Below are 24,618 nucleotides of genomic sequence, written 5' to 3'. Positions count from 1 at the left end.
TTCCCCATTGCTGCTGGAAAGAATCTTTAGCTATGCCGATATTGCGTTGTTTTCTTTTATTCCTCCTGTTGTATCCCGCCACTGTCTCTGCGTTCGACCTTGCCGAGCTGATCCGTAAGGTGGAGCAGCAGTACAACGGTGATTCCTCAGAAATCGAGCTGGAGATGACGATCAAAACCGGTCACTGGGAGCGGCAGCTGAAAATGGAATCCTGGTCGCTCGGCCGTGAGCGTTTTCTCGTGCGCATTCTCGCACCGGCCAAGGAGAAGGGCGTGGCGACACTGAAAGTTGATCGCGAGGTGTGGAACTATCTACCCAAGGTTGACCGGGTGATCCGTATCCCGCCGTCGATGATGGGAGGTGCCTGGATGGGCAGCCACATCACCAATGACGATCTGGTCAAGGCTAACCATATCGATGAGGATTATGATTTTACCCTGCTTGAGGAAGATGAGCGGCGCTGGGTGATCGAGGGGATTCCAAAGCCTGAAGCCGCCGTGATCTGGGGGAAAATCATTTACAGGCTGCAGAAAGAGCCGCTGGTGCCGATCGAGGTCGAATATTTCGACGAAGAAGACGTGCTGGTACGACGGATCGTTTTTGACGATGTGCAAGCCGTCAGCGGGCGGACCATCCCGTTGCGCATGCAGGTCTTGCCGGTCGAAAAACCGGAAGAAAAGACCATCATGCATTATCGCAAAGTCAAATTCGATATCGACCTGCAGGAAGAGTATTTTTCCCTCGGCAGATTGAAAGGCCGGCGTTGATGCTCTGGCAACTGGCTTTGCGCAATATCTGGCGGAATCGCCGCCGTACACTGCTCACCCTGTCAGCGATGGTTATCTCCTCCGCCCTGTTGATTCTGTGCCTCGGTGTTTTTTCCGGCATGCTCAAAGATATGCTCGCTTCCGCGACCGAGCAGTACTTTGGTCACCTGGTGATCAGCGCAAAAGGTTATCAGGATGATCGTGACATGTTCGCCAATTTTCCCGCAGACCTCGATCTGCCCGCGCTGCGGCACCCGCAGGTGACCGGTTACTCTCCCCGACTACGCAGTTTCGGACTTCTCTCTTTCGCCAACAACAGCGCGCCGGTCGAGCTACTGGGGATACGGCCGCAGCATGAGCAGCAGGTGACCAGCCTGCAGGATCATCTGCAGAGTGGGCGCTATCTGCGTGAAGAGGAACGGAACGGCGCGGTAATCGGTGCCGGGCTGGCAAAACGACTGGCAGTACAGCCGGGTGATGAACTGGTGTTCGTTACCCAGGCCGCAGATGGTTCCATCGGCAATGATCTGCTGCAGGTCAGCGGAATTTTCTCCACCGGCGACCAAGGGCACGATAACAGCCTGGTGCTTGTCCCTCTTGGCTGGCTGCAACAGTTGCTGGTTCTGCCGGGCAAATTGCATGAAATATCGTTACGCGTTGAGCAACCGCGGCAGGCGGCGATTCTGGCCGGCCAGTTGACGGGCGGGATGCCACCGGAACTGGAAGTGCTTGACTGGGGGCAGATGCTGCCGGAGATGAAAGAAGTGGTCGCCAGCTATGATGTTTCACGGATGATTATAGTCACGATTCTTTATATCGCCACCGGTCTCGGTATCCTCAATACCTTTTTCATGTCGGTGCTTGAACGCACGCGCGAATTCGGTGTGCTGATGGCGGTCGGCATGCGGCCCGGCCAGATCCGTCTGATGGTGCTGCTGGAAACACTGGCGATGGGACTGATTTCGCTTATTTTCGGTGTCGGCCTCGGTGTGCTGCTGAGTCTCTACATGGCGTTTGTCGGTATCGACCTGTCCGGCAGTTTGACGCCGATCACCTACGCCGGCGGCACCATTCTGCCACGCCTGCATGCGGTGCTGGAAACGGCGAATATTCTGGTCCCGGCCGTGGTTCTGTTGCTGGTCTGTCTGCTGGCCGGATTTCTGCCTGCTAACCGCGCTGCGCGCATGCAGCCGGTGGTCGCAATCAGGGAGGAGTGATTATGGACCTCTTCCTCCTCGCCTGGAAAAATCTCTGGCGCAGCCGGCGGCGAACGCTGATAACTTTAGCGGCGCTCAGCTTCAGCCTCATGCTGGTGCAGGGATTCCATAACCTTTCCTTCGGTGTGTATTCGGAGATGATCGACAGTGGTGTGCGTGCCGGAACCGGCCACCTGGTGGTCTATCAGCAGGATTATGTCGCTGGGCGCGATGAAAAATTTTCTTTTGACCCGCAAAAGCTGGTGTCGCAGATCAGTGATCTGGATGGGGTTGAGGCTGTTCTGCCGCGTCTCTACTTGCCGGGTCTGGCGCAATCGAGTCGGGAGAGTCGCGGCATTCTGCTTACCGGGGTCGATCCGTCTGCCGAGCATATGATCAATCCGTTTCTAAAAAATCTTACGGCTGAGCAACTGCCGACCTTAAGCGGGCGTGAAGCTGTGCTCGGCAGCCGATTGTTGAAAGAGTTGCAACTGAAACCGGGCAACAAGTTCGTTGTGACATTGCAGCGACGTGACGGTGAACTGGTCAGCGAAATGTTTCGCGTGCACAGTGTTGTGACGACCGGCATCAAAAACGTTGATAAAAGTTTGTTGCTGGTGGGCCGGGAACGGGCTGCGGCAATGGCCGGAATGCCGGGTGAGGTTCACGAACTGGCAGTTGTGCTGCAGGATCAACGGGCCGATCGCCAGGTCTTTCCGCTGTTGCAGGCATTGCTCCACGACAGGCCGCAACTGCGTGCCCTTTCCTGGGACGAAGCGATGCCGAACCTGTCGAACGCCATCAAGCTTGATTACGCCAGCCAGAAGTTTATTTTCGTCATCATGCTGCTGATCGTCACCATTGGTGTCATCAATACTTTACTGATGTCGGTAATGGAGCGGTTTCGCGAGTTCGGTGTCATGTTGGCGGTCGGCGCAAGTACTTTGCGATTGCGGGTTCTGGTGTTTGTCGAAGCATTTCTGCTCGGGGTGGTAGCGATGCTGCTCGGCAGCATCTTTGGTTCGCTGCTGACCTGGTACCTGTCGGCTGTCGGCATTGACCTGCGCGATTTTATCGATTCCAGCCTCGAGTTCGGCGGTGTCGTGTTCGACCCAATCATGCGAGCAAGCTGGGATTTACCCTACATGCTGCAGATTGCCGGTTTCATGCTGTTATTGTCGCTGGCTGCAGCGGTTTATCCGGCGATTAAGGCAGGGCGAATTCTGCCTGCCGAAGCCTTGCGGCATCATTAGCGGCGAATCAGAGCGAAAGTAGACGGGTGCAAAAGGAGAACACGAATGCCCCTGATTGAACTTAAATCCGTCAGCAAAATTTATCCTCTCGGCAATCAGCAGGTGGTGGCGGTTGAGGACCTGTCGCTGCAGATTGAGGCGGGTGAATTTACTGTGCTGGCCGGGCCGTCCGGTAGCGGCAAGACGACGCTGCTCAACATGATCGGGTGCCTCGACCGGCCGAGCAACGGCGAAGTCTGGCTGGATGCCGAGGAGGTCGGGCAGGCCGATTCGAAAACGTTGTCGCAGATACGGCTGAACAAAATCGGTTTCATCTTCCAGTCTTTTAACCTGGTCCCGGTGCTGACGGCAGCGGAAAACGCTGAATTCACCATGATGCTGATGGGAATCGGCAAGAAGCAGCGGCGGCAGCGGATCGTCGATCTCTTTGCCCAGCTTGGCCTGCAGGGGCTGGAGGATCGCAAGCCGAATGATCTTTCCGGCGGCCAGCAGCAGCGTGTTGCCATTGCCCGGGCGATGGCGGCGGAACCCGCTGTCGTGCTGGCCGACGAACCGACCGCCAGTTTGGATACCCAGACCAGCGAAGAGTTGCTGGCGCTGATGAAAGAACTGAACCGGGAGCAGGGGACGACCTTTATCTTCAGCTCCCACGATCCGTTGGTTATTTCCCACGCTCAACGGGTGGTCAGTTTGCGTGACGGCCGTTTGGAGTCGGATCGATGAAATGGTTGCTTTTTCTCGTCTGTTTGCTTGCTTGGGTTTTTCAGGTGCAGGCTGGCTTGATCTCTGATACCGAGTTCGGAGGCCATGCAAAAAGTCTTGGGCTGTACATCGATCGTGTGCCGAACAACTCCAACGAGGAAGGCTGGTTGTCGTCGGCGGACTTCCGGGCCGATGTGCGTGGTCGGTTGGCGAAAGATTATGATTTTGAGCTGGCGCTGGAACAGCAGCTACTCTGGAGCGATCCGAACTCTCTCGGTCAGATTTCAGCGAGCTCGAACAACCGGGCGATCGATACCGAACATAACTGGAACAGTGATGGTCGCATCGAAGCGCAATTGCGTCTCGACCGATTCAACCTTCAGGGCGATGTCAACGGAACTCTCTGGACAATCGGCCGGCAGGCGATCGGTTTCGGCCGCATCAGCCTGTTTTCTCCGCTTGATGTGATCGCTCCTTTCCCGCCCGATGCCATCGATGTCGATGTTCGCCCCGGTGTCGATGCGATCAAGCTGAATCATTATTTCGGGCTCGGAGGCCAGCTCGGGGGCGTTGTTGTCTTTGGGGATGAGTCAGAGCACAACAGCTACCTGGTTACTTTCAGTGAAAATATCGGTTTGGCCGACATGTTGATTCTGACCGGTACATTGCGTGACCGGCCGATGGTCGGTTTCGGTCTGGCTGGAGAGCTGGGACCTGTCGGGCTAAAAGGGGAGCTGAGCTGGTACGACGGACAAGCGGAAGGTGATTTGCGGGATGATTTCGCCATTGGTGCGCTCGAGTTCTGGTATCGTTTCAATAATGGCCTGGTATTGCTTGCTGAATATCTCTACAACGGACCCGGCAGAAACGATCCGCAGGACTATCCGCTGGTTGCCGCCTCGGCCCCTTTGCAGGAAGGTTTGAGCTACCTTCTGGGGCGGCACTACCTGCTGCTTGCTCCCTCCTACGAACTACACCCTCTGGTGACAGCGAGCGGATTGATTATCTACAATCTGCGGGATGCCTCCTGTCTGCTGCGGCCACAGCTTTCTGTCTCCCTGGCCAATGATCTGCAACTCGACCTGTTCTGGGCTTTTGGGCTGGGTGAAAAAAACGATCGTCATCCCCTTCTCGGTTTGCCGATTATCCGCAGTGAGTTTGGCCCGGTGGGTGATTCCGGAGGCTTTCTCCTTCGTTGGTATTTTTAATTTTCCTTCCGTAACCGATTGACTTTTCGCCTGTTAAGGCTAAGTTGTATACTGGTTTAGTCGTGTTTTTGTGGTCTGCTATGAGCCTATCCCCAGAACAGGAGGAGAATCATGGAACGCAAGGATTTGAAAAAAATCCTTGCCGGACTCGGTATTGCGACCCTGATGTCGACCGGTGGAGCGTTGGTTACACCACCGGCTCAGGCGGGCAGTGGCTGAGGGGGCAAAGGAGACGGCGCAGTTCGCGCTGAAAAACCTGGAACCAGTGGTTGAGGCGGGCAAACCGAAGGTGCCGTGAGCACTGACGAAGAAAAGAAGCCTGCCGCAAGTGGCTGAGGTGGCCAAACTGAAGGTGCCGTGAGCACCGATGAAGAAAAGAAACCAGCAGGCAGTGGCTGAGGTGGGCAAAGTGACGGTGCCGTGGGCACCGACGATGTAAAGAAAAAGCCTGCCGGCAGTGGCTGAGGTGGCTCAAATTAATCAGTGCCGTGAGCACTGTAAACATGCTTGAACAAGACCTGTAGCAAAACTGGTGGATTGGCGATGACTCTGGGGATGCGCCAATCCATTTTTTTTATGAAGATCTCAATATGACCGATATTTATAAAATTTTTCCGATCAGTAGAGATTATTTCCCGGAACTGGACTCTTTTCTTGGCGAGGAGGCTGATGCTCTGCCTGAGCGCCTTTCTGTTCTGGCCGGGGAGGGACGGTGTCCGGGATTTCTGCCCGACCTAGCGCGTGTCGAGCTGACCCTCTATCGATTACGGCTGGAAGATAACGAGGCGACTCCGAGCGTTTCTGAACTGAGCCTCAACTCGCGGCTTGAATTATTGGAGGTCAACTGGTCGCCGCTGCTTGCGCTACTGGTCGGAAAAGAGATTGAACCTCAGGCGGAAAAACAGTTTCTGCTGTTCTGGCGGCGACCTGATGATGGAGGGCTTTGCCAGTGTGTTGCCACCGCCAACGATCTTCTGGCCTTGAAAATAGTGGTGGAAAATCTGCCGCCGGAGTCGGTCGCTGCAGAGCAGGGTTGCCCCGCTGGAGACATTGATCGGATTTTGCAGCGTGCGGTCAGTAAAGGGTTGTTGTTGCAGCCTCAATCGAAATTGCGCCGTCAGGATGATGATTTCACTATCCCCGAGAATACACCTGAGAAGTTCCTCTGTGCCGAAGCCTTCACCCTGCAATGGCACATCACCCACCGCTGCGATCTGCACTGCAAGCATTGCTACGACCGTAGCCGGCGGGATGATGTCGGTCTGCAGCAGGGGTTGGATGTGCTGGATCAGATGCGTGCTTTCTGCCGCGAACATCATGTCTACGGGCAGGTCTCTTTTTCTGGCGGCAACCCTTTTATGCATCCCGACTTTTTTGTTCTTTACCGGGCAGCCTGCGAACGCAACCTGAACGCAGCAATTCTTGGCAACCCGGTCAGCGAGGAACAGCTTGATGGGTTGCTGCAGATCGACAAGCCGGTTTTTTACCAGGTCAGTCTGGAGGGGCTGCAGGAGCACAACGATCAGATCCGTGGAAAGGGTAACTTTGCTTCGGTTTTTGAATTTCTGGATCTGCTGAAAAAAAAGCAGATTTATTCAATGGTGATGCTGACCCTGACGCAGGCCAATATGCCGCAGGTGTTGCCGCTGGCGGAGCAACTGCGTGACCGGGTCGACCTGTTCACCTTCAACCGTCTGTCGATGGTCGGGGAGGGTGCAAGCCTGGAATCGCCGCGACCGGCCGATTACCGAACGTTTGTCGCTGAATATCTGCAGGCGCAGCGCAACAACCCGGCGATGGCATTGAAAGATAGTCTGTTGAATATCGAGCGGGAGAAGCAGCAGCAAGGATTGTTTGGTGGTTGTACCGGGTTCGGTTGTGGGGCAGCCTTCAATTTTGTTTCGCTGCTGCCGGACGGGCAGGTGCATGCTTGCCGTAAGTTCCCGTCACTGATTGGTGATATGAAGCAGCAGAGTTTGCAGGACATCTATTATTCAGCAGCGGCGAAGGCTTATCGGCAGGGTTGCAAAGAATGCGATGGTTGCCGGTTGCGGGCTAACTGCGGGGGCTGCCTGGCGGTTGCTTACGGTTACGGGCTTGATCCGTTGCGGCAGAAGGATCCTGCCTGCTTCATCGATCCTTAGCCCGAGAAGATGTTCAATTGCTGAACGCTTCAACGATCTTTTCGGTTTCCACCTGTAGAATTTCCAGACCTTCTTCGTTCAGGAAAAACTTATCCTGCAGTGTCTGCTCAATCTCCGGGCCAGCTGGAACGTCGTTACAGCCATAACCGAAGCGGTATGCGAGTTGGTTGGCGAGATAAACCGCCTGGACAATTTCCGGATCGACCGGGCTGGATTTCGGTTCGTGGTGCATGGCGATGGCGCTGGAGATGAAGTAAGGGAGGGCCCACCATTCGGTGAGAAAACTGCCAAGTTCGCAGTGATCGGTCGCGAGAACCTCTCTTTCGGCCGCAAGGTAATTGATTCCTTCCTGCTGGTTTTTTGCTACGACCTGCTGATATTGCTTGTTAAAGTAGTTCGCTTCGATCAGCCAGCCAATATCATGCAGCAGAGCGGCAATAAAGCTTCTGTCCTGCAGGTCTGCGTCGTTGCTGTAAACCGACTTTATCAGTAGCCTGGCGATGGCCGCTGTGGCGATTGAATGTGACCTGAACTTCTTCATATCGAAACCCGCAGCGATCGAACCGGCGGCAGCGAGGCTCTTGCTGATCGATTCTGAAAGGATCAGGTTGGTGACGATCTCAGTGCCAAGAACGACGATTGCTTTTTTGATTGTATCGACATGGTAGCGTTGGCCGAAAAGGGCCGAGTTGGCCCAGCGGAGCAGTAAGCTGGCCATACCGACATCCTGGCTGATGATATTGGCCATTTTTTCGATATCGACATCATCGTCGGTAATGCAGCTTTGCACTTGCGAGTAACTTTCAGGAAGCGCAGGCAAAAGCGGGATCGAGTTGAGCAGTCTCTGGAACTCCAGGCTGTGCTTTTTTTGCTGCTCACTTTGGCGTAACGCGCTGCGGATGATTTCTTTGAATTCCTGGTCGATCCAGGGTTTGGGGACGATCTGTTGAGCGTGCCCTTCGCTGAGGGCTTTCGTGGTCTGGGCGTTATCGATGTATGCTGTGAGTAAAATACGAATAATCTGGGGGTACTGCTGTTTCACGTCGGTCAATAAGTCGATACCACTGCGCTGCGGCATCATGAAGTCACTGACGAGCAGGTCGACCTCTTGCTCTTTCAGGAAAGCGAGGGCTTCATCAGCGCTGTTTACATAATGGCATTGCCACTGCTCATCACTGAGTAATTTTTGCAGCCCCTTGATGATGACGTTTTCGTCATCGACGAAAAGGATTCTGGCGTTTCCTGCAGTCATGCGTTCTTCCCTGATATCTATCGATAAAATGAGTCGTCGAAAATCCGCTTTTATAAAGTTTAGCCGATTTTTTCGCCCTGCCAATAAGTTTAGCCTATTTTAACTAATTTTCTTTGTCGAGGCTAGGGGAGTGTCAGACGATCAGCTTCGGGCCTTCGTTGCGCAGTTTCAGCAGCTCGCAATTTTCGTAGCAGATATGTCTGAAATCGTTGGAGATGCGTTCGTCGACGGCAGCACTCTTCCAGAAAAGAATGGCAGCTTCAAGGGCGCTCGGCAGTTCGCTGGCGGCCTCGTTGCGAACCGGCGGCGGAGTGAAAAGGCGCAAAGGGATTTCGCCGGCGATTGGCTCATAGAGGGTCGGGCGGGCACCGTAAGCCGGTGCCAGCAGGTAGCTGTCGCCATGATGCGGGATTAGTGAAATATTGCCGAAGTGCTGATTCGTGTTGCCGATCAGGTCGCTGAACAATGAAAACCAGCGCAGCTTTTTACTGTCTTGTGGTGAAATCAGTTCAGCTTTTTCGAGGCGGTTTGCCGCATCGATCCAGTTGTCGCAGGGTGCGTTGATTTGAGCGTGTACCGCGCGCAAAGAGAACATCGGTAAACGGCCGAGAGCGCCACGTCGGTCGAAACGTTTCAGGCTCAGAAACACTTGCTTGCCGGCAATCACCAGCCGCGAGCGGGCAGCCGTGTGCCCGGCCATGCGGATCGCTTCCAGCGCCAGGTGTTCACAAATCAGCAGATCTGCGTAACGGAGTGCTTCGTTGCTTTCGACTGCAGGAGAAAATTTGATCACCATGTGGCAAGGGGTGCCGTGATCGTCAACGCAAGCGGAAAACTTTGGCTGTTCGCCGCCGAGCTGCGAACTGTCCATTTCGCCAGCCAGGGTTTTTTGTGCCAGCTGAGGATAGAGCCAGTTGCGCGAATCGAGGTCGATCGCTTCGGTCTGTTCGCGGGCCATATCAAAATAGCGAGCCAGGGAATCTTCACCGATCAGCAGGTTGCCGATGCGATCCTCGCCGCACTTGCTGGTGGCATAGAGCATGTCATCTTCGCTCCAGTCCGACTGCTTGCGCGGCAGTTGTAACAGTTCGCTGCGGCGGTAGGCGAAGGACCGGGCACCGAAGCCGCTCAGCTTTTGATCGAGCAAGAACCAAGGCAGATTTTCGAACAGCTCTCCATTGCCATCATCACTCTCCCACCAGTACTGGCCGCCCTGCAGCGATGTGAGGTAGCCGTAAAGCTTGGCGTCGCCACGTGGGTCAATGCTGTAAACCGGGAACTTTCCGCTTTTGTCATGGATCGTCCGAGGCAGGCCGTAGCAGGTTGAGCGGCCTTTTCCCATAACGACGATTTCGTTCTGCATGCTGTTGATCAGCCGGGAAAGGGTTGGTTGGCTGATCCCGCCCAGACCGCGCATCAGATCGCGTGAGCTGTGGGCCCGGTGGCTGAGAAGTCGACGCAGTTCCTGTTGTTGTTTTTCACGCATTGAATGACAATCCCGGTGAATGGAATACTGAATGATAAATTATCTGAAAAAAGCTTAAAATCAAGGTATTTAATATTAGTTTTGAATTGATTAAAAAGGCTGGGACTGCAGTTTCGTTGTAACGGCGGGAGGTTAGGGGAAGGGGGCGGTCTGGAAACGAAAAAGCCTCCCGGAAAACGGGAGGCTTGAGGTTGAATCAAAACCTGCTGTAGCGCTGCTTTTTGCGGGAAACTTTTCCGGCCAGCCAGCCGAAGAAAAAAACTCCGCCGCCGGCAAGGAACCATTGGATCATGTTGGAGCGATGGAAATTGGCATTTTCGTCCTGCAGGACTTTCAGCTCGCCAAGCAGTTGACTGTTTTCTTCCAGCAGCTGATCCCGTTCAGTCGTAACACTGATGATGTTCTGCGAGCGCTCTCTCAGAGAATTGTATTCCGTGGTCACGGATTCAAGTTCTTTACGAGTTTTTTCCAGCTCTGTGGTCAGCTCGCTGGTTGCCGTCTGGCTGCTGTTGGCCAACGCGCTGGCATTTTTCAACTCGTTGCTTTGTTGCTCCAGCTTTTGCTCCAAGGCTTCTTTCTGTTTTTTCAGCGTCGCAATCTGAATAGGCTTAGGAAGCTTTTTGGTAACGTATTGCCGTCTGATGTAGCCTTCAATTCCTTTGGTAGTTTTTACCTTCACAAAATTAGCGTCTTCGCTGAGAACTTCAACCGGGGTGTCGGTCGGCAGATTGTCCAGTGCCTGGTAATTGTTGCCGGTCGAGCTGCGAACGGTGACGACCAGTTGGTCAGCGATGTATCTGGTTTCGGCAATTGCGCTTGCTGCGAGTAACGTAAAAAGAACGGCGATGAAAGCGGTTCTTGTTGTGGTCTTCATGGTGCCCCCTGATGCTTAGTCATTTAATAAGGTTCTAACTTGGCGATATTATAGTGCGAGCCAAGATATTTCAAGACTTTACTCATCGGCAGGGTCAGACAGCCCGCGTTCGTTTTGCCCCAGGCCCTCGCTGCTTAAAGCAGGTTATGTGCACTGCCGTGACAGCCCCCGCAGTTCGGGAAACGGTTGAGTATTTCATCCGCATGGAGTCGGCCGTGACAGTCGCTGCATTCAAGTATCTTTTTATGTTGCTGTGGGTGGCAGGCCGCACAGTTGAGTGAGCTGTGCTTGCTACCGCTGGCAGAAAGTTCTTTTGCCGCTTGTGGGTGGCAGCCACTGCAATCGCTGCTTGGAGTTGTGGCTGCATAGCTGACAGCCAGAGGTTTGTGAGGTTGATGGCATAAGCTGCAGGCCTCCTCGGTCATTTGTTCGTTATGCCCCTTGTGGCACGACATGCAGGGAGGTAGCTGGCCGTGTTCAACGTGGCAGTCGGTACAGACCAGGTCGCTATGGTAGCTGGGGTTTTCCGCAAGCTCAATACCTTGCGTCTTGTGGCAGGACATGCACTCTTGATGGGCTTTTTTCGGGAGAACGATTTCTCGCGGACGGTGCGGATTGTTGTGGCAAATCAGGCATTGTTGCAATTGGTAGTGTTCGCTGCCCTGGTGGCATAAAGAGCACTTGGGAATGTTTTCGAAGTTTTTGGGGCGATGGCCATTGTGGCAATCGGTGCAGCTGATGTCGGTTTTGTGGCCAAGCCCGGCTTCAGCGATATCGGTAAGCTCTTTTTGATGGCACTTATCACAGTCAGCCAGAAACAGATTTTGGCTGTCTGCTCTCTGTGTTGAACCGTTTTCTTCTGCCCAAAGTGGAAATATTAGAAAAAAAAGGAAAAAAAATGGAAGAAAAAATTTGAAAATCTGCTTGGGCATTTGGCCTCCTGAAACATATTTATTGGCGAAATCCTCAGCTTTTTGCCTGTCATTTGACGTCAAAAATGCTGTTGCGAGTTTTAAGCAAGATTGATTCCGGTCTTTTTTGCGTTGTTGCCGTGCTTTCGCTTTTTGTGTTTTAATTGCTTGAAACTAAAAAGAAAATTTGATTCTCGAGAAATTCTTCAAAACCTAGCGCTCTGCTATATGACGCCCGAAGTCTGGCAAAACACTGACTTGCTGATTGTGGCTCATTTTTGTAGCTGGCAGATAGTAACATGAGTTGTCATCTTTTTCTAAAAGCCCTGCCCGACTGAGCTTTAACCCGATCTGGTTGCTTTTCTCTCCTTTGTGATACGAATTGATTTACAAGCTAACCAAACAATTTGCTTTTTATTGGTTTACGTTAATTGTTTTTTGGCCAAGACAAGGGTGTCATATCACGAATTTTGGAGGCTGAAAAATGCTTAATGAGTAAGGGCAGGTTATCAAATTATCTTATGGGCCTATCAGAATATTTTACTTCTTGGGGCTGTTTTGTCTGTGTAATTTTATTCCAGCAGGCAAGAGGAACCACTTGATTTCTAACAGGTTCTGAAATTAATCTGGAAGCATACTGTTTTAATCAACAATCTTTTGCTTGTTGCATAGTTATTAAGAACAGGTTGTGGGTTTGCCACCCAAGTCATTTGGGCCCACATCCTGTTACAGCTTCTGCTGACGAGTAGAAGCAACTCTGCAAGAAAATGGAAGCAAACGTTAGACCTGGCTGGGAAGTTGTTGTCCACCAAAATCTTACGGGGGCGTAAAATGAAAAGTCGCAACAGAGTTCTGGTTGTAGACGATGAGAGTTTGATCTGTTGGTCTCTGTCTAAAATGCTTGAGCGGGCTGGCTACGAAGTTGATACAGCCAACTCTGGCAGTGAGGCCAGGGAAAAGTTCGAGAGCTTCAACCCGGACATGGCGATTCTCGACATCTGTCTGCCGGATGTCGACGGGCTGGATCTGCTCCGTGAGTTCAAGGCGCTGGATGAAGACCTGCTGGTGCTGATGATCACTGCAGAGGCTTTGTCCGAATCTGTTTTCAGGGCTTTCAAGCTCGGCGCTGAAGACTATATCGGCAAACCTTTCAATCTCGATGCCGTTGAGGAAGTGGTTCAGCGAGCCTTTGAGAAGCGCAAGCTGGTCAAGCGCGCCAATACCTTCCACAAGCAACTGCGTAAGAAATTCGATTATGACCAACTGGTCGGCACTTCACCGGAGATGATCGAGCTGTTCAAGATGATCGGCGTTTGTTCCGCGTCCGACTGTAAAACGGTTCTGATCCTAGGTGAAAGCGGGACTGGTAAAGAACTCGTGGCACGGGCAATCCACAAGCAGAGCGCTCGCAGCGACTCGCCATTTATCGACGTCAACTGTGCGTCGATTCCGGAAAATCTTTTTGAAAATGAATTCTTCGGCCACGAGCGTGGCGCGTACACCGATGCCGGTAACCGTGAGCAGGGTGTTTTCGAGCAGGCCGAAGGCGGCACGCTGTTCCTTGATGAAATCGGCGATATGCCGCTAGCGACCCAGGCGAAAATACTTAAAGTCATCGAGACCAAAAAGCTGCGCCGTCTCGGCGGCAAGGATGATGTCGAGGTCGATGTGCGAATCGTTGCCGCGACCAATCAGAATCTGCTGAAAATGGTTGAAGATGGTACCTTCCGTGGTGATCTTTACTACCGCCTCAATATGATGTCGCTCAACCTGGTTCCGCTGCGCGACCGCAAACAGTGTATTCCGAGTATCGTCAATTATTTTATTGAGCGGTTGAACGATGAGTATGGCCGTACGATCAAAGGGATCAGTGAAGGTGCGCTTGAAACCGTTATGGCCTACGACTGGCCCGGTAATGTCCGTGAGCTGCGCAACGCCATCGAGCGGGCAATGATGCTGGAGCAGGGAGCGGAACTGTCACCTGCGTGCTTCTGCCTGGAATCACGTGGTAAGTGCGCCGAGCAGGTTGCAGGGCCGACTGCTGCTGCAACTGAGCCAGCTGAGCCAGCACGCACTGAAGATGGTCACGTCGCCGTAGTCCTGCCGCCGGAGGGCATCAGCATCGAGGAGATTGAAAAGCAGTACATTCAGCAGGCGCTCGGTCGTTACAACGGCAACCAGACCAAGGCCGCCAAGTGCCTCGGCATCTCTTTCGATACCCTGCGTTATCGGCGTAAAAAGTTTGGTCTGGAAGATTGGCCGCCGAAAAAAGATTCCGCGAATGAGAAGAAATCGGGTATAGATGAATTGGAACCGATTTCATCCCGCCGGGCCAGATCGCATGAGCCGCGGGAAACTCAAGCAAAGAACGGATACGCATGATGAGTTTTCACAGTAAAGTCTTGTGCAAAAGTCTTCTTCTGGGGCTGCTGGTGGTAACATCAGCAGCCTCTGCTGCTTCGGCGCAAACCTGTTCCACGGCTGATTGTCACGCTGAATACATCGGGCTGGCAAATTCCCATTCCCCGGTTGCCGAGGGTGAGTGCGAATCCTGTCATCAGCAGGTTCAGGAACAGCACCCGGCAGCTGAGGGCCAGAGTTTTGAACTGGTTGCTGAAGGTGCCAAGCTTTGCTACCAGTGCCACGACTCTTACGGTCGGCAACTGTTCGTTCACAGCCCGGTTAAAGAAGGCGAATGCACCTCCTGTCATAATCCGCACGGCGGTGAAAAGGGCAAATTTCTGCTGAACGCCGATCATGATTTGATGGAGGTTTGTACTCAATGCCATGATGCTGCAGCTTTCAGTGGTGAATTCGTTCATGGCCCGGCTGCCAGTGGCGCTTGTGTCGAGTGCCACGATCCTCACCAGGCGAATCAGGCAAAGTTGCTGAAGCAGCCCCTGCAGAAGAATTGTACCCGCTGTCATGCTGATATGGCCGAAGGGTTGGCCAATGCTCAGCATGTTCATTCCGCTGTACGGGAGTCCGAGTGTACTTCCTGTCACGATCCGCATAGTGCGCCGGCTATTGGCCTGCTGCAGAAGGATCTGGAGTCTCTCTGCCTGGAATGCCATAAGCGGGTCAGTAGGAATGCGACAAAAGCGAAAGTCAAGCATGCTGCTCTCTATCGTGATGAGAAATGTGGCGCCTGTCACACAACTCATTTCTCGGAATTCCCAGCGCTGCTCAAATCGTCGGAGCGGGATACCTGTCTTGATTGTCATGGCCAGGATGATTTCAGCAAATCGAAGCCGCTTAAAAATATTGCCAAGGAGATAAAAGATAAGCCGATTCTGCACGGACCGTTGCGCGACGGTAAGTGCAGCAACTGCCACGATCCGCATGGCTCCGATTATTTCCGCCTGCTAAGGGGAAATTACCCGCAGGGTTTCTACCAGCCGTACACCAAGGACAGCTACGATTTCTGCTTGGAGTGTCACGACAAGAACATGCTTCGTTTTCCCGATACCAGCATTTATACCAGCTTCCGCAACGGAAAGCAGAACCTGCATTATGTGCATGTTACTAACAAGTACAAGGGGCGCACCTGCCGTGCCTGCCACGAGGCCCATGCATCAGATGCAGAAAAGCTGATGAGCGGTGAAGGGGCCGAGTTCGGCAGCTGGCGTGTGCCGACCCGTTTCAGTAAGACGGAAACCGGAGGAAGCTGCTCGCCCGGCTGTCACCGAACCTACGAATACGATCGGGAAGTGCCGGTCGAGTACGCGGAATAAAAAGAAATATCCCGGTTAAATTTCAGCGGGGAGCCAATCGGCTCCCCGTTTTTTGTCCCCACCGATTCATTTTCCTGTTAGTACGCCGTTGCCCATGTTGGTGATCTGCCGTGGGCATATCCCCAGAGCCAGATTGGCGACAGGGTAAATACCCGATGAGTCCAGCATGGTTGGCTTTTGCTAATCTTGTTGTTGCTCCCCTGATTGCCGATTGGTCAATTTTAAATTCAGTGAAAACAGCTGGTTATCAATAAGTTTATTAGTTTTTCAGGTTTTTTTCAGGGCTGGCACCATCGTTGCTCAATACCCTAGGCAAGAAACACCGGGATGGCAACCTTTTGGGGAAGGGCGTTGTCCTGTAGGTCAAGGATGGAAAGATGAAGTGTCTTTCCGGGAATGCAAACGGGAGAAAAGAGCCAAAAGAAAGAGCACGTTTGTAAGTAACAAAAATTCTGCCGCAACAAAATGAAAACAAAATCTGGAGGAAGTAAAAATGAAAACGAAAAAAAATCTGTTGGTTGCATGTTTTGTTGGTTTAGCCCTGACTTTTGGTATTGCTGGCGCTTCGATTGCTGGCCTGGCTCCTGGTACTGGTATTGTTGATTCCAAGCACGATATGCGCGGTTATGCTGAAGCTAACGGTGGTGCCCGTGATCAGTTCGAGCGTGTTTGTGCATACTGCCACACCCCTCACCACGCTGTTGAGGACCTGGATGCCGATTACATGCCTCTCTGGAGCCGGACTGTTACATCTGAAGTGTTTGTTGAGTATGACAGTGCTACTTTTGACGGCTATAGCGAAATGGCATTGGATGACTTTGGATTCCCTGATCCTGTCGCTGGCCCTTCCCGTCTCTGTATGGGGTGCCATGACGGCGCTGTTGCGATCGACGCATATTACGGTGATCCAGGTACTGCACTCATGGTCGAAGGGGATGCTTTCCTTGAGATCGGTGTTGGCCTGAACGGTGACCTGACTAACGACCATCCGATCGGTTTTAACTATCTTAATGTCGCGAGCGCTGATGACGAGATTAATCCCGCTACGTCAACATTCTCAGGTGGTGCTCAAGTGGCTGACGTTCTTTATGAAGGTAGCATCATGACTTGTGCAACCTGCCACGACGTTCACAATGGCCCGACTGTTAACGAGGCTTGGTTCCTCTATGGCCTGCAGGAAGATTCCGAATTCTGCACCACCTGCCACGCTAAATAATTTTAGTTGCAGGACCAATCTAAAGGCCGCCGGATTCCGGCGGCCTTTTTTTCTAACAAGCGCTTTTAACGAATAAAAATTTTCAAAAAATGTTAATTGGACAGGAGCAGGCTTTTAACTTGCGTTGAATTTGACGATTGCTTATTATTAAGTGCTAATTTTGCTTATGTTTTAACTGACCTGCCCAAGGCAGAAAAAGAACGATAACCTAGAAGCGGAAATTGTCGCTTAAAATTAAAAGTTATTGGAGAAGTATTGATGCGGTTCACTTTTGCATTTTTCGTAATCATTGTTTTGCTGTTGGCCGGTTGCGCACCGAAAGCGACCAAACAGCATGACCCAGTTTTCTTCCCTCCGGCACCTAACCCGCCCCGTGTCCAATTCTTGATGGGGATCGGTGATTCTCGTGATGTTGAGGGGTCTGAGACCGAGTATTCTCTTATATCCATGGATCCCAGCAAAGGCGACGATGTTAAATTCTTTATCAAACCTTACGGCATTGCCAGCCATGGTGAAAAAATCTATGTCTCTGATACCTTGGCCGGGAAAGTGGCGGTTATCAATGTTAAGCAGAAGACCTTCCAGTGGTTGAAAGGCGGGTTTGGTCCTGGCAAGCTGAAAAAGCCGATCAATATGACCACCGACAATCAGGGCAACCTTTATGTTGCCGATACCATCCGCAAAAAAATTGTCATGTTTGATCCGGATGGAAATTTTCTCAGAGTTTACGGCGAGGCTTACGATCTGAAGCCGGTCGATGTTGCCGTTGATGATCGCCATGTTTATGCTTTGGATCTTTCACGCAGTAAGATTCTCGTCTTCAAGAGAGAGTCGGGTGAACTGGTTGAGGGATTGGGGCAGGACAGTGATAATCCCAAAGAGAACCTTTCCTTGCCGACGAATATGACATTAAACGAACGCGGACAGTTTTATGTGACCAATATCACCACAGGTGTCATTGTCCAACTTGACCGTGATGGTCATGCCATCGGCACTATCGGAAAGATGGGAGATGGCTTCGGCCAGTTCGGTCGTCCTAAAGGAATCGCAAGCGACAGTGATGGGCGCATTTACGCTGTCGATTCGGCTCATCAGAACGTACAACTGTTTGATAAAGATGGACGTTTGTTGATGTTCTTCGGCGACCCCGGATTTCCAGTTGGTTCTTTGAATCTGCCTGCGGGTATCGTCGTCAGTGATGACGATTTGGCAACCTTCCAGCAGATGGCTGCTCCCGATTTCGAACTCGAGCAAGTGGTGATGGTCGTCAGCCAGGTTGGTCGTCACCGGGTCAATATTTATGGTTTGGGTAAAAAGAGAAGTTTTGATTACGAAGGGTACTACAAAGAATCCCAGGAAATGCTGAAGAAGGCAGATGAAAGCCGGGCACAGCGCAAGAAGGAAAATCAGTAAGAGTAACCTTTCATCGGGATGCAATGACTGCTCGGAAGAGGGAGCTTTTAGTGCTAGATACAGGCTTTCATCAAGAAAAAATTTTATGCCGTTTGGAGCAGGCTCGTCAGCTACGACGACGCCTGCTTCTGCTGTTTATTGCTTGTGCTCTGCTGGCCCTTGCCGGTTGTGATTCTGTTGCTCGTCACAAAGTGCTGACAACGGTTTTCGATGGTGTTCCCGAGTTGCCGCAGCCGGAGCGATTATGTGATGAATATTACGAACAGCGGCAGGCCTATGAAGCATCCGGGAAAATACTCAACGAAAAAGGGGAAGTGGTCAATGACGATCGTTCCTCGCACAAGCCCTATGCCGAAAAAGCCTGTAATGATTGCCACTCAAGTAATAAAGACGTCAACGATGGCCTGATTGCTCCGAAACGTGAGCTCTGCGGTGTCTGTCATACAAATTTCATCACCGGTCTGAACGTTCACGGCCCTGTTGCGGTCGGCGACTGCCTTGCCTGTCATTTGCCGCACAGTTCCAACCATAAAGCGTTGCTGAAAGAAGATCCTGATACCATTTGCGCAACCTGCCATCAGGAAGACCGTCTGGCAGCAGCCATGCATGATCGCTTTGTTACCAAAGAGATCAGCTGCGGTGAGTGTCATGATCCGCATTCCGGCGATGCGCGCTATTTTCTGAAATAGATTTAAGCCACACTCTTCAAACGGATCCCGCGTTAGGTATGTTCATTCTGCAGAGGACGAAAAGTTTACAGAAAAATTTGCTACAAGCCAGGTTTTACGGTTTGTTGTGCATGTTTTTTGTTTTTAATGTTCTTGTGCAGATGTTTGTCCCCACTTGTGGGCATGCCGCCAGGCGGCAGGTTATCTTTCAGTTGTCGAACCTGCAACAATGGATTGATGTCAGTTACCAATACTCAGGTAGTAAAACCAATAGCGATGGGAGGGAAAATCGTTCGGCTCGTGATCATGAGTTTGAGCAGGAATATCATATCGGTATTGATTACGCGATTCTTAGCCGTCGACTCGCAAATGGTAGATTAGAGTTAGATGTTGGCACTAATGAGGTGTTTAGCTACGATCGCACTGGTAGTGATCCCAATGATCATGATATCGGTTTTGGGCTGGAGTTTTTGTTTGATATGGTGCTGTTTGAGCGGCGCCCCTACCCAGTCAATCTGGACGCCAGTAGAGTCCAGCAGTGGATTAATGCACCTTTTGCCGATAATTATCAGCTGACCTCTCAAAATTTCGGTGTAAGTCTTTCAGCTCGACAAGAAATATTTCCTTTCAATTTGGGGTACCGATTTTTTACAAATGAAACCAGCGGATTAAGTCTTGATCGTTTACAAGAGTCTGATGAGCTGGTGTTTGACTCCAAGCTGAACTGGTGGGAAATCAGTACGACCAACCTGCGGGCTAAAGTCAGTCGTGTGGATATTAGCTTTGAGGCAAGCGATCGTGAAGAGATTTCGACAGAATTGTACGATTTGGGTATCGATAATATTCTGAGTTGGGGGGGGGGGAAACGTAAGAATACATTGAATTCCAGTTATGGTCTGCGCAATAGCAGTGGTAGCTCTGAAAGTAGATCAGAGAATTGGAGCGAAAATATTGAATTACAACTCGGTGAAGGGTTAAGTGTTGGTGCCGGCTATGATTATAGAAAAAATACCGTACCTCAGCAGGAGCGAAAGGAGAGGAGCTACCAAGGATGGGCTGAACACCGTTTATACGATAGTTTGACTACTCGTGCTTCTTACTCATCAAGCGAAACTGAGTATTTGACAGGTATAAATCAACAGTTTCGTTCTCAAACGAGTGTTGCTTATAATAAGCGCCTTCCGCGTGAAAGCAACATAACCTTGAGCTATGGTTACGGCTATGGTGAAAACGATCGAAATTTGGATGACAATGTCATTCAGGTCTTCGATGAAGGAGTTAGGGTTGATGTTTTGGGCATCGGTTACCTGAGCAACACCAATGTGATCTCGAATGATGTTGAGCCAAACAGTGTTCGAGTCTTTGTCGACCTCGGAGGTGGCATCAGGGGGGATGAACTCGTCGCTGGCGATTTTTCCATCAGCCCTGCAGGCAACCAGACTCAAATCAGTATTGATCCCGCTACAGTAGCTTTTTACGGAACTTTTGACTATCTGGTTGATTACAACTATGTCACTAACGAGTCGATCGAATATTCCACTGAAACACACACCATTTCTGCTGTTCTTGGTTTGTTTAAGCAGCGCTATCGTATATATGGAACCCTCATTCTCGGCGACCAAGACCTTATAGATGGTGACGACAGCACGTCACCACTGTCACAGCAGACCTTTGTGCAAGTCGGCTTCGAAGGGAGCCATTCCGAGGCATCCTATGGATTCAAATATCTCTATCTTGATACTATACTCAGCACTGATCGAACAGCTGAAGCGTATCTCAGCTATCTGAAAGCCATCGGGCGCAACCTCTTGACGGTTAGATTGACAGAGCGCTACAGCGTTATCAGTCAAAAAGAACGTTTGTCGTCGTCGGCAAGAGGTTCAAGGGATAGCAATACTTTTATGCTGAATGTCAATTATCGAAAGCCTTTGGGGGCTGCGGCTAAGGCGTCCTTTGGGGTTCAGTTCATTGACCTCCGCGGTGAAACAAGGCAGGACGATCTCTCTTTTGGTGCTTCCTTCGACTACCGCTGGTATAAATTTGAGTTTTCCTTCAACGCTGACATGACCTTTGGCTTCTACGAAGATACGATTTCTAGAGAAGATTCGTTATCTTTGCAGTTGCGGCGCTATTTCTAACCCGGTGTCTGTCGATCAGGGAAGGGGTAAAATGTTTTTTAAATACGCTCGATTTTTTCTGCTTGTAATACTGGTTTCCATGTTTTTGGGGCTGCTGGGCTGTGCTAAACACTCAGTCGAACCAAAACTACTAGTCGAAGAAAAAATCGTCTGGCCACCGGCACCACTGGAACCAAGAATCGAGTGGGTGCGCAATATTGCTCAACTGCAGGATGAGACTGAAAAAGGTTTTTGGGGCCGGGTCAAAGAGTTTTTTATCGGCCCGCAGATTGCGGAGATTGTTCGCCCCTACGGTGTCGCAACCGATTATGGCGATCGCCTTTTCATTGCCGATACCGGTGCTTCCCGCGTGCATGTCGTCGGGAGGGAGGACGGCAGCTACAGTTTTATTTCAGGAACCGAAGATGTTCCCCTGCAGACCCCGATTGCGATGGCTTACGTCGGCAATGACGAGCTTTTTATCACCGATTCCAGCCAGGGAACGGTGTTGCGCTATAACCTGCGTGAAAAAACTCTGCAGCCGTTAATGCCCTATCGACTGCAGCGACCGACCGGTATCGCCTATAGCTGGTGCACAAAGTTGTTGTTTGTCACTGACACCGCCGCTCACCAGGTCGTTGCTTTCGACCGGAACGGGGTTGAGAAATTGCGCATCGGCAGTCGCGGAACCGGGGAAGGGCAGTTCAATTACCCGACCGACATCTGGGTCGATATGAACGGCCAGATCTACGTGACCGATGCCTTGAATGCCAGGATCCAGATGTTTTCGGTTGAGGGCGGTTATATCGGTAGTTTCGGCCAGCCGGGTGATACCCCTGGCAGCTTTGCCAAGCCGAAGGGGGTGACCGTCGATCCGGCCGGACATATTTATGTGGCCGATGCCCTGTTTGATGCGGTGCAGATTTTCGATGCCAAAGGCAAACTCCTGATGAGTTTTGGTGATAACGGCCACCGGTCGGGACAGTTCTGGATGCCTTCCGGAATTTTTGCTGACCGCAGAGGCTACATCTACGTGACCGATACTTACAACCGGCGTATCCAGGTTTTCCGGCATGTTAACTGCACAATGAATCACGACTGTTCCAGATAGGGGTGCATTTTATGAAGTTTTTCAGGGTTTCCCTGCATTTACTGCTGAGCTGTCTGCTGGTTTTGATTTGTGCTTCTGGTGTTTTCGCGAGCATCCTGACCACAAAGCATAATCTGTCGGTCAGTGGCCCGGGAACAATCACTGCGACGACGGAAAATCGAGTCTGTATCTTCTGCCACACGCCTCACCACGCAACCTCGGTGACACCGCTCTGGAGTCGCAAGAATAGCAACGCCATTTACGATCTTTATGCTTCGTCATCCCTGGTGGCCCAACCGGGCCAACCGACTGGTGGTTCACGTCTTTGCCTGAGCTGCCATGACGGTACCATCGCTATCGGTATGCTCGATGGCCTGGTTGAGCCGATCGCCATGACCGGCGGAATTACCACTATGCCGATCGGTTCGACTAACCTGGAAACCGACCTGTCGAATGACCACCCGATCTCTTTTGCTTATACCTCGACTCTGGCTGCACAGAAAGGTGAGCTACTCGATCCAGCGCTGCTACCGCAGGAAATCCGGCTTGAAGATGGAAATATGCTGCAGTGTACCAGCTGTCACGACCCGCATGATGATCCCCATGGCATGTTCCTGGTGATGAGTAACGCGGGCTCTGCCCTTTGCATTTCCTGCCATGACAAAACAGGATGGGCGCTCGGATCTCATGCCACCGATCCTGCTGTTTCAGTTGATGCTTGTTTAAGCTGTCACCAGAGCCATGGTGCGCCGGGCGCAAAACATCTGCTGCAGAGCTCTGTTGAGGAAGCGAATTGCCTGGCAAATTGTCACAACAGTGTTGGAGTGGGTATTGATATCCAGACCGACAGCAACAAGTTTTACAGCCACCCGGTCAACTTGGCGACTGGAGTTCACGATATCACTGAAAACCCGCTGACCATGAGCAAGCATGTCGAATGCTCCGATTGCCACAACCCGCACCAGGTCAGCAGCCAGGGAGCACCGCTGGCGTCACCGCCCGATGTTAACGGTCGATTGACCGGTGTAAAAGGGATCAGTTCCACAGGTGCTGTTTTAACCGAATCAACTTATGAATACGAAATTTGCTTCGGTTGCCATGCTGAAAATGCCTTCTACGGCAACCAGCTGCCGACACGACTTATCCAGGAGCAGAATGAGCGGCTGCGTTTTGACAGTGCCAACCCCTCATTTCATCCGGTAACGGCAGTCGGGAAGAACCTCAATGTTCCCAGCCTACGCCCTGAATATACAGAAGCCAGCCAGATTTACTGCACCGATTGCCATGGCAGTGACAGCAGTACTCGTGCCGGTGGGATCGGCGCAGATGGCCCGCACGGTTCGATCTATCCGCACATTCTGATCGCGCGTTACGAGCAGGACATCTATCCGCTGACTTACAGTGTTTCTAATTACGATCTATGCTTCCGCTGTCATGATCCGGATGCGTTGTTTAATCCAATGATTTCGACCTTTCATAATGGCCACAGGTTGCATGTCCAGATGAAAGGGGTTTCTTGCTCTGTTTGCCATGATCCGCATGGCGTGCCAGTAACCCGAGGCGCGACAGTATCTGCCAATGCCCACCTTATCAATTTCGATAGCCGCTTTGTCGACCCCTCAACAGCTGTTTATGATTCTGTAACCGGAAGCTGTACCGTAAGCTGTCATCAAATGAATCCGCGGTCCCACTAGCGGCTTTCTCTTGTTGTGCCCGGGAGTTTATTCTTCTTCCGGGCACTTTCTGCCATTCCTGCCAGAAGAAAATCCTGTATTGCTCAACCCATTTTGGGATAGTTGGGGTATTGCCCAACATTCTTTGGGGGTAAGTAGGTGATAACACCCAAATGTACGAGGAGAGGTTGGGGGTATCCCCAGATTTGTACACTCGAAAAGCAACAATTATAACCAAGAAAAACCCTCGTAAATAATGCATTTAATATTTTTAATAGCTTGAAAAAGCTCGGCGACTTTAGTGGTTTATGTCCCCTTGTTTCTCGGTTTTTAAGGGTTGTTTGTTTGACGGGCACACTCGCTGCTATGGGGGATAGTATCGCTCTTTTCTATTTTGCACGAGTTGTCTTGCCTGCTCTGTTTGGTTATGTGCCCCAACACAAAGACAAAACAGGTTCAGGCGCCTGCCACGAGGAGGTTTTCTGACGAAGAGATTGGTTTGACGAGAGAGGTAGTTGAGAAATTTTTCTTCAAATGAAAACAAGGAGAACATGGGAATGAAAAAACATTACAAAGTGCATATAGCGCTGATGACCTGCCTGGCGATTCTGCTGGGTATGGCCGGCGTTACATTTGCAGCCCACCCACCTGTCACCCTGAAAGATGTGGGCAATCAACCTATTGCTGTTGGTAGCGACGCTGCTTACAGCCCCAAGCAAACCTGTGGCGGTTGCCACGATTACGACAGTATCGAACAACACTCCTACCATGCCCTGCTCGGTTCCAACGAGCTGAAGGGGTGGATGGCTTATAACCCGAACAGCCCTGACAAGTACAAGGCTGGCGTTGCTGCCAAAGGTAAGTCCTGGGTTCAGACCCCTGGTCACGTAGGCAAGTGGTGACCGCCTTCCGGT

At 51.5% G+C, this 24,618-nt stretch carries 20 protein-coding genes; 16 read left to right on the top strand and 4 right to left on the bottom strand.

What is annotated here, in order from left to right; translation table 11 throughout:
* Window positions 1-32 precede the first annotated feature (32 nt).
* From BUB13_RS04125 to sbtM, 7 genes are all read left to right on the top strand, one after another.
* Window positions 33-767 (top strand): outer membrane lipoprotein-sorting protein, encoded by a 735-nt coding sequence (locus tag BUB13_RS04125; RefSeq protein ID WP_072905892.1) that lies wholly within the window; start codon window positions 33-35, stop codon window positions 765-767.
* Window positions 767-1,984 (top strand): ABC transporter permease, encoded by a 1,218-nt coding sequence (locus tag BUB13_RS04120; protein WP_072905890.1) that lies wholly within the window; start codon window positions 767-769, stop codon window positions 1,982-1,984. Before BUB13_RS04125 ends, BUB13_RS04120 begins: the two co-directional genes overlap by 1 nt.
* Before the next feature lie 2 nt (window positions 1,985-1,986).
* Window positions 1,987-3,216 (top strand): ABC transporter permease, encoded by a 1,230-nt coding sequence (locus BUB13_RS04115; protein WP_072905889.1) that lies wholly within the window; start codon window positions 1,987-1,989, stop codon window positions 3,214-3,216.
* 45 nt (window positions 3,217-3,261) lie between these two features.
* Window positions 3,262-3,939 (top strand): ABC transporter ATP-binding protein, encoded by a 678-nt coding sequence (locus tag BUB13_RS04110; RefSeq protein ID WP_072905887.1) that lies wholly within the window; start codon window positions 3,262-3,264, stop codon window positions 3,937-3,939.
* Complete coding sequence (locus tag BUB13_RS04105; RefSeq protein ID WP_072905885.1) at window positions 3,936-5,126, top strand: hypothetical protein; 1,191 nt, start codon at window positions 3,936-3,938, stop codon at window positions 5,124-5,126. Before BUB13_RS04110 ends, BUB13_RS04105 begins: the two co-directional genes overlap by 4 nt.
* Window positions 5,127-5,237: 111 nt before the next feature.
* Complete coding sequence (gene sbtA, locus BUB13_RS18750; protein WP_124747906.1) at window positions 5,238-5,591, top strand: thioselenooxazole RiPP selenobacteriocin SbtA; 354 nt, start codon at window positions 5,238-5,240, stop codon at window positions 5,589-5,591.
* Window positions 5,592-5,716: 125 nt separating this feature from the next.
* Window positions 5,717-7,270, top strand: coding sequence for a thio(seleno)oxazole modification radical SAM maturase SbtM (gene sbtM / locus BUB13_RS04095; protein WP_072905880.1), 1,554 nt, complete (start codon window positions 5,717-5,719; stop codon window positions 7,268-7,270).
* A gap of 13 nt (window positions 7,271-7,283) precedes the next feature.
* Here the strand turns inward: sbtM and BUB13_RS04090 are convergent, their stop codons facing one another.
* The 4 genes from BUB13_RS04090 to BUB13_RS04075 form a co-directional block, all read right to left on the bottom strand.
* Window positions 7,284-8,522, bottom strand: a complete 1,239-nt coding sequence (locus BUB13_RS04090) for a response regulator (protein ID WP_072905878.1) — start codon at window positions 8,520-8,522, stop codon at window positions 7,284-7,286.
* A 133-nt stretch (window positions 8,523-8,655) separates the two neighbouring features.
* Window positions 8,656-10,008 (bottom strand): HipA domain-containing protein, encoded by a 1,353-nt coding sequence (locus tag BUB13_RS04085; protein WP_072905876.1) that lies wholly within the window; start codon window positions 10,006-10,008, stop codon window positions 8,656-8,658.
* Between the two features lie 196 nt (window positions 10,009-10,204).
* Complete coding sequence (locus BUB13_RS04080) at window positions 10,205-10,882, bottom strand: TIGR04211 family SH3 domain-containing protein (RefSeq protein ID WP_072905874.1); 678 nt, start codon at window positions 10,880-10,882, stop codon at window positions 10,205-10,207.
* A 134-nt stretch (window positions 10,883-11,016) separates the two neighbouring features.
* Window positions 11,017-11,814, bottom strand: a complete 798-nt coding sequence (locus tag BUB13_RS04075) for a hypothetical protein (RefSeq protein ID WP_072905872.1) — start codon at window positions 11,812-11,814, stop codon at window positions 11,017-11,019.
* An 810-nt stretch (window positions 11,815-12,624) separates the two neighbouring features.
* Here BUB13_RS04075 and BUB13_RS04070 point away from each other — a divergent pair.
* The 9 genes from BUB13_RS04070 (at window position 12,625) to BUB13_RS04030 (ending at window position 24,606) form a co-directional block, all read left to right on the top strand.
* Window positions 12,625-14,175: a sigma-54-dependent transcriptional regulator gene (locus BUB13_RS04070; protein ID WP_072905870.1), complete on the top strand. Its 1,551-nt coding sequence runs from the start codon at window positions 12,625-12,627 to the stop codon at window positions 14,173-14,175.
* Window positions 14,175-15,527 carry a cytochrome c3 family protein gene (locus BUB13_RS04065; protein ID WP_072905868.1) on the top strand — a complete coding sequence of 451 codons (1,353 nt, stop codon included), beginning with the start codon at window positions 14,175-14,177 and terminating at the stop codon, window positions 15,525-15,527. Before BUB13_RS04070 ends, BUB13_RS04065 begins: the two co-directional genes overlap by 1 nt.
* A 493-nt stretch (window positions 15,528-16,020) precedes the next feature.
* On the top strand, window positions 16,021-16,743 hold the full coding sequence (locus tag BUB13_RS04060) for a cytochrome c3 family protein (RefSeq protein WP_072905866.1): 723 nt from the start codon (window positions 16,021-16,023) through the stop codon (window positions 16,741-16,743).
* A gap of 258 nt (window positions 16,744-17,001) precedes the next feature.
* Entirely contained in the window at window positions 17,002-18,156 is a 1,155-nt protein-coding gene (locus BUB13_RS04055; protein WP_072905864.1) for an NHL repeat-containing protein, read from the top strand.
* A 50-nt stretch (window positions 18,157-18,206) separates the two neighbouring features.
* The gene (locus tag BUB13_RS04050; RefSeq protein ID WP_244151830.1) at window positions 18,207-18,845 is read left to right on the top strand and encodes a cytochrome c3 family protein; all 639 of its coding nucleotides are present in this window, start codon (window positions 18,207-18,209) and stop codon (window positions 18,843-18,845) included.
* A 38-nt stretch (window positions 18,846-18,883) separates the two neighbouring features.
* Window positions 18,884-20,962: a hypothetical protein gene (locus tag BUB13_RS04045; RefSeq protein WP_072905862.1), complete on the top strand. Its 2,079-nt coding sequence runs from the start codon at window positions 18,884-18,886 to the stop codon at window positions 20,960-20,962.
* A gap of 31 nt (window positions 20,963-20,993) precedes the next feature.
* Window positions 20,994-22,052 (top strand): 6-bladed beta-propeller, encoded by a 1,059-nt coding sequence (locus BUB13_RS04040; RefSeq protein ID WP_072905860.1) that lies wholly within the window; start codon window positions 20,994-20,996, stop codon window positions 22,050-22,052.
* Between the two features lie 11 nt (window positions 22,053-22,063).
* The gene (locus BUB13_RS04035) at window positions 22,064-23,725 is read left to right on the top strand and encodes a cytochrome c3 family protein (protein ID WP_072905858.1); all 1,662 of its coding nucleotides are present in this window, start codon (window positions 22,064-22,066) and stop codon (window positions 23,723-23,725) included.
* Window positions 23,726-24,261: 536 nt separating this feature from the next.
* Window positions 24,262-24,606, top strand: a complete 345-nt coding sequence (locus tag BUB13_RS04030) for a hypothetical protein (protein ID WP_084091733.1) — start codon at window positions 24,262-24,264, stop codon at window positions 24,604-24,606.
* Window positions 24,607-24,618: the final 12 nt, after the last annotated feature.

This window comes from Malonomonas rubra DSM 5091, from assembly GCF_900142125.1.
GTDB lineage: Bacteria > Desulfobacterota > Desulfuromonadia > Desulfuromonadales > Geopsychrobacteraceae > Malonomonas > Malonomonas rubra.
The sequence above is the reverse complement of the archived record's forward strand: the minus strand, read 5'-3'. Positions and strand labels throughout refer to the sequence as shown.

What these genes read in the sequence shown, in the direction of transcription:
- BUB13_RS04070 (WP_072905870.1), top strand. Translation starts at nt 12,625, where the DNA reads ATGAAAAGTCGCAACAGAGTTCTGGTTGTAGACGATGAGAGTTTGATC.
- BUB13_RS04125 (WP_072905892.1), top strand. Translation starts at nt 33, where the DNA reads ATGCCGATATTGCGTTGTTTTCTTTTATTCCTCCTGTTGTATCCCGCC.
- sbtM (WP_072905880.1), top strand. Translation starts at nt 5,717, where the DNA reads ATGACCGATATTTATAAAATTTTTCCGATCAGTAGAGATTATTTCCCG.
- BUB13_RS04080 (WP_072905874.1), bottom strand. Translation starts at nt 10,882, where the DNA reads ATGAAGACCACAACAAGAACCGCTTTCATCGCCGTTCTTTTTACGTTA.
- BUB13_RS04060 (WP_072905866.1), top strand. Translation starts at nt 16,021, where the DNA reads ATGAAAACGAAAAAAAATCTGTTGGTTGCATGTTTTGTTGGTTTAGCC.
- BUB13_RS04105 (WP_072905885.1), top strand. Translation starts at nt 3,936, where the DNA reads ATGAAATGGTTGCTTTTTCTCGTCTGTTTGCTTGCTTGGGTTTTTCAG.
- BUB13_RS04075 (WP_072905872.1), bottom strand. Translation starts at nt 11,814, where the DNA reads ATGCCCAAGCAGATTTTCAAATTTTTTCTTCCATTTTTTTTCCTTTTT.
- BUB13_RS04055 (WP_072905864.1), top strand. Translation starts at nt 17,002, where the DNA reads ATGCGGTTCACTTTTGCATTTTTCGTAATCATTGTTTTGCTGTTGGCC.
- BUB13_RS04065 (WP_072905868.1), top strand. Translation starts at nt 14,175, where the DNA reads ATGAGTTTTCACAGTAAAGTCTTGTGCAAAAGTCTTCTTCTGGGGCTG.
- BUB13_RS04045 (WP_072905862.1), top strand. Translation starts at nt 18,884, where the DNA reads ATGTTCATTCTGCAGAGGACGAAAAGTTTACAGAAAAATTTGCTACAA.
- BUB13_RS04040 (WP_072905860.1), top strand. Translation starts at nt 20,994, where the DNA reads ATGTTTTTTAAATACGCTCGATTTTTTCTGCTTGTAATACTGGTTTCC.
- BUB13_RS04030 (WP_084091733.1), top strand. Translation starts at nt 24,262, where the DNA reads ATGAAAAAACATTACAAAGTGCATATAGCGCTGATGACCTGCCTGGCG.
- BUB13_RS04110 (WP_072905887.1), top strand. Translation starts at nt 3,262, where the DNA reads ATGCCCCTGATTGAACTTAAATCCGTCAGCAAAATTTATCCTCTCGGC.
- BUB13_RS04035 (WP_072905858.1), top strand. Translation starts at nt 22,064, where the DNA reads ATGAAGTTTTTCAGGGTTTCCCTGCATTTACTGCTGAGCTGTCTGCTG.
- BUB13_RS04085 (WP_072905876.1), bottom strand. Translation starts at nt 10,008, where the DNA reads ATGCGTGAAAAACAACAACAGGAACTGCGTCGACTTCTCAGCCACCGG.
- BUB13_RS04115 (WP_072905889.1), top strand. Translation starts at nt 1,987, where the DNA reads ATGGACCTCTTCCTCCTCGCCTGGAAAAATCTCTGGCGCAGCCGGCGG.
- BUB13_RS04120 (WP_072905890.1), top strand. Translation starts at nt 767, where the DNA reads ATGCTCTGGCAACTGGCTTTGCGCAATATCTGGCGGAATCGCCGCCGT.
- BUB13_RS04090 (WP_072905878.1), bottom strand. Translation starts at nt 8,522, where the DNA reads ATGACTGCAGGAAACGCCAGAATCCTTTTCGTCGATGACGAAAACGTC.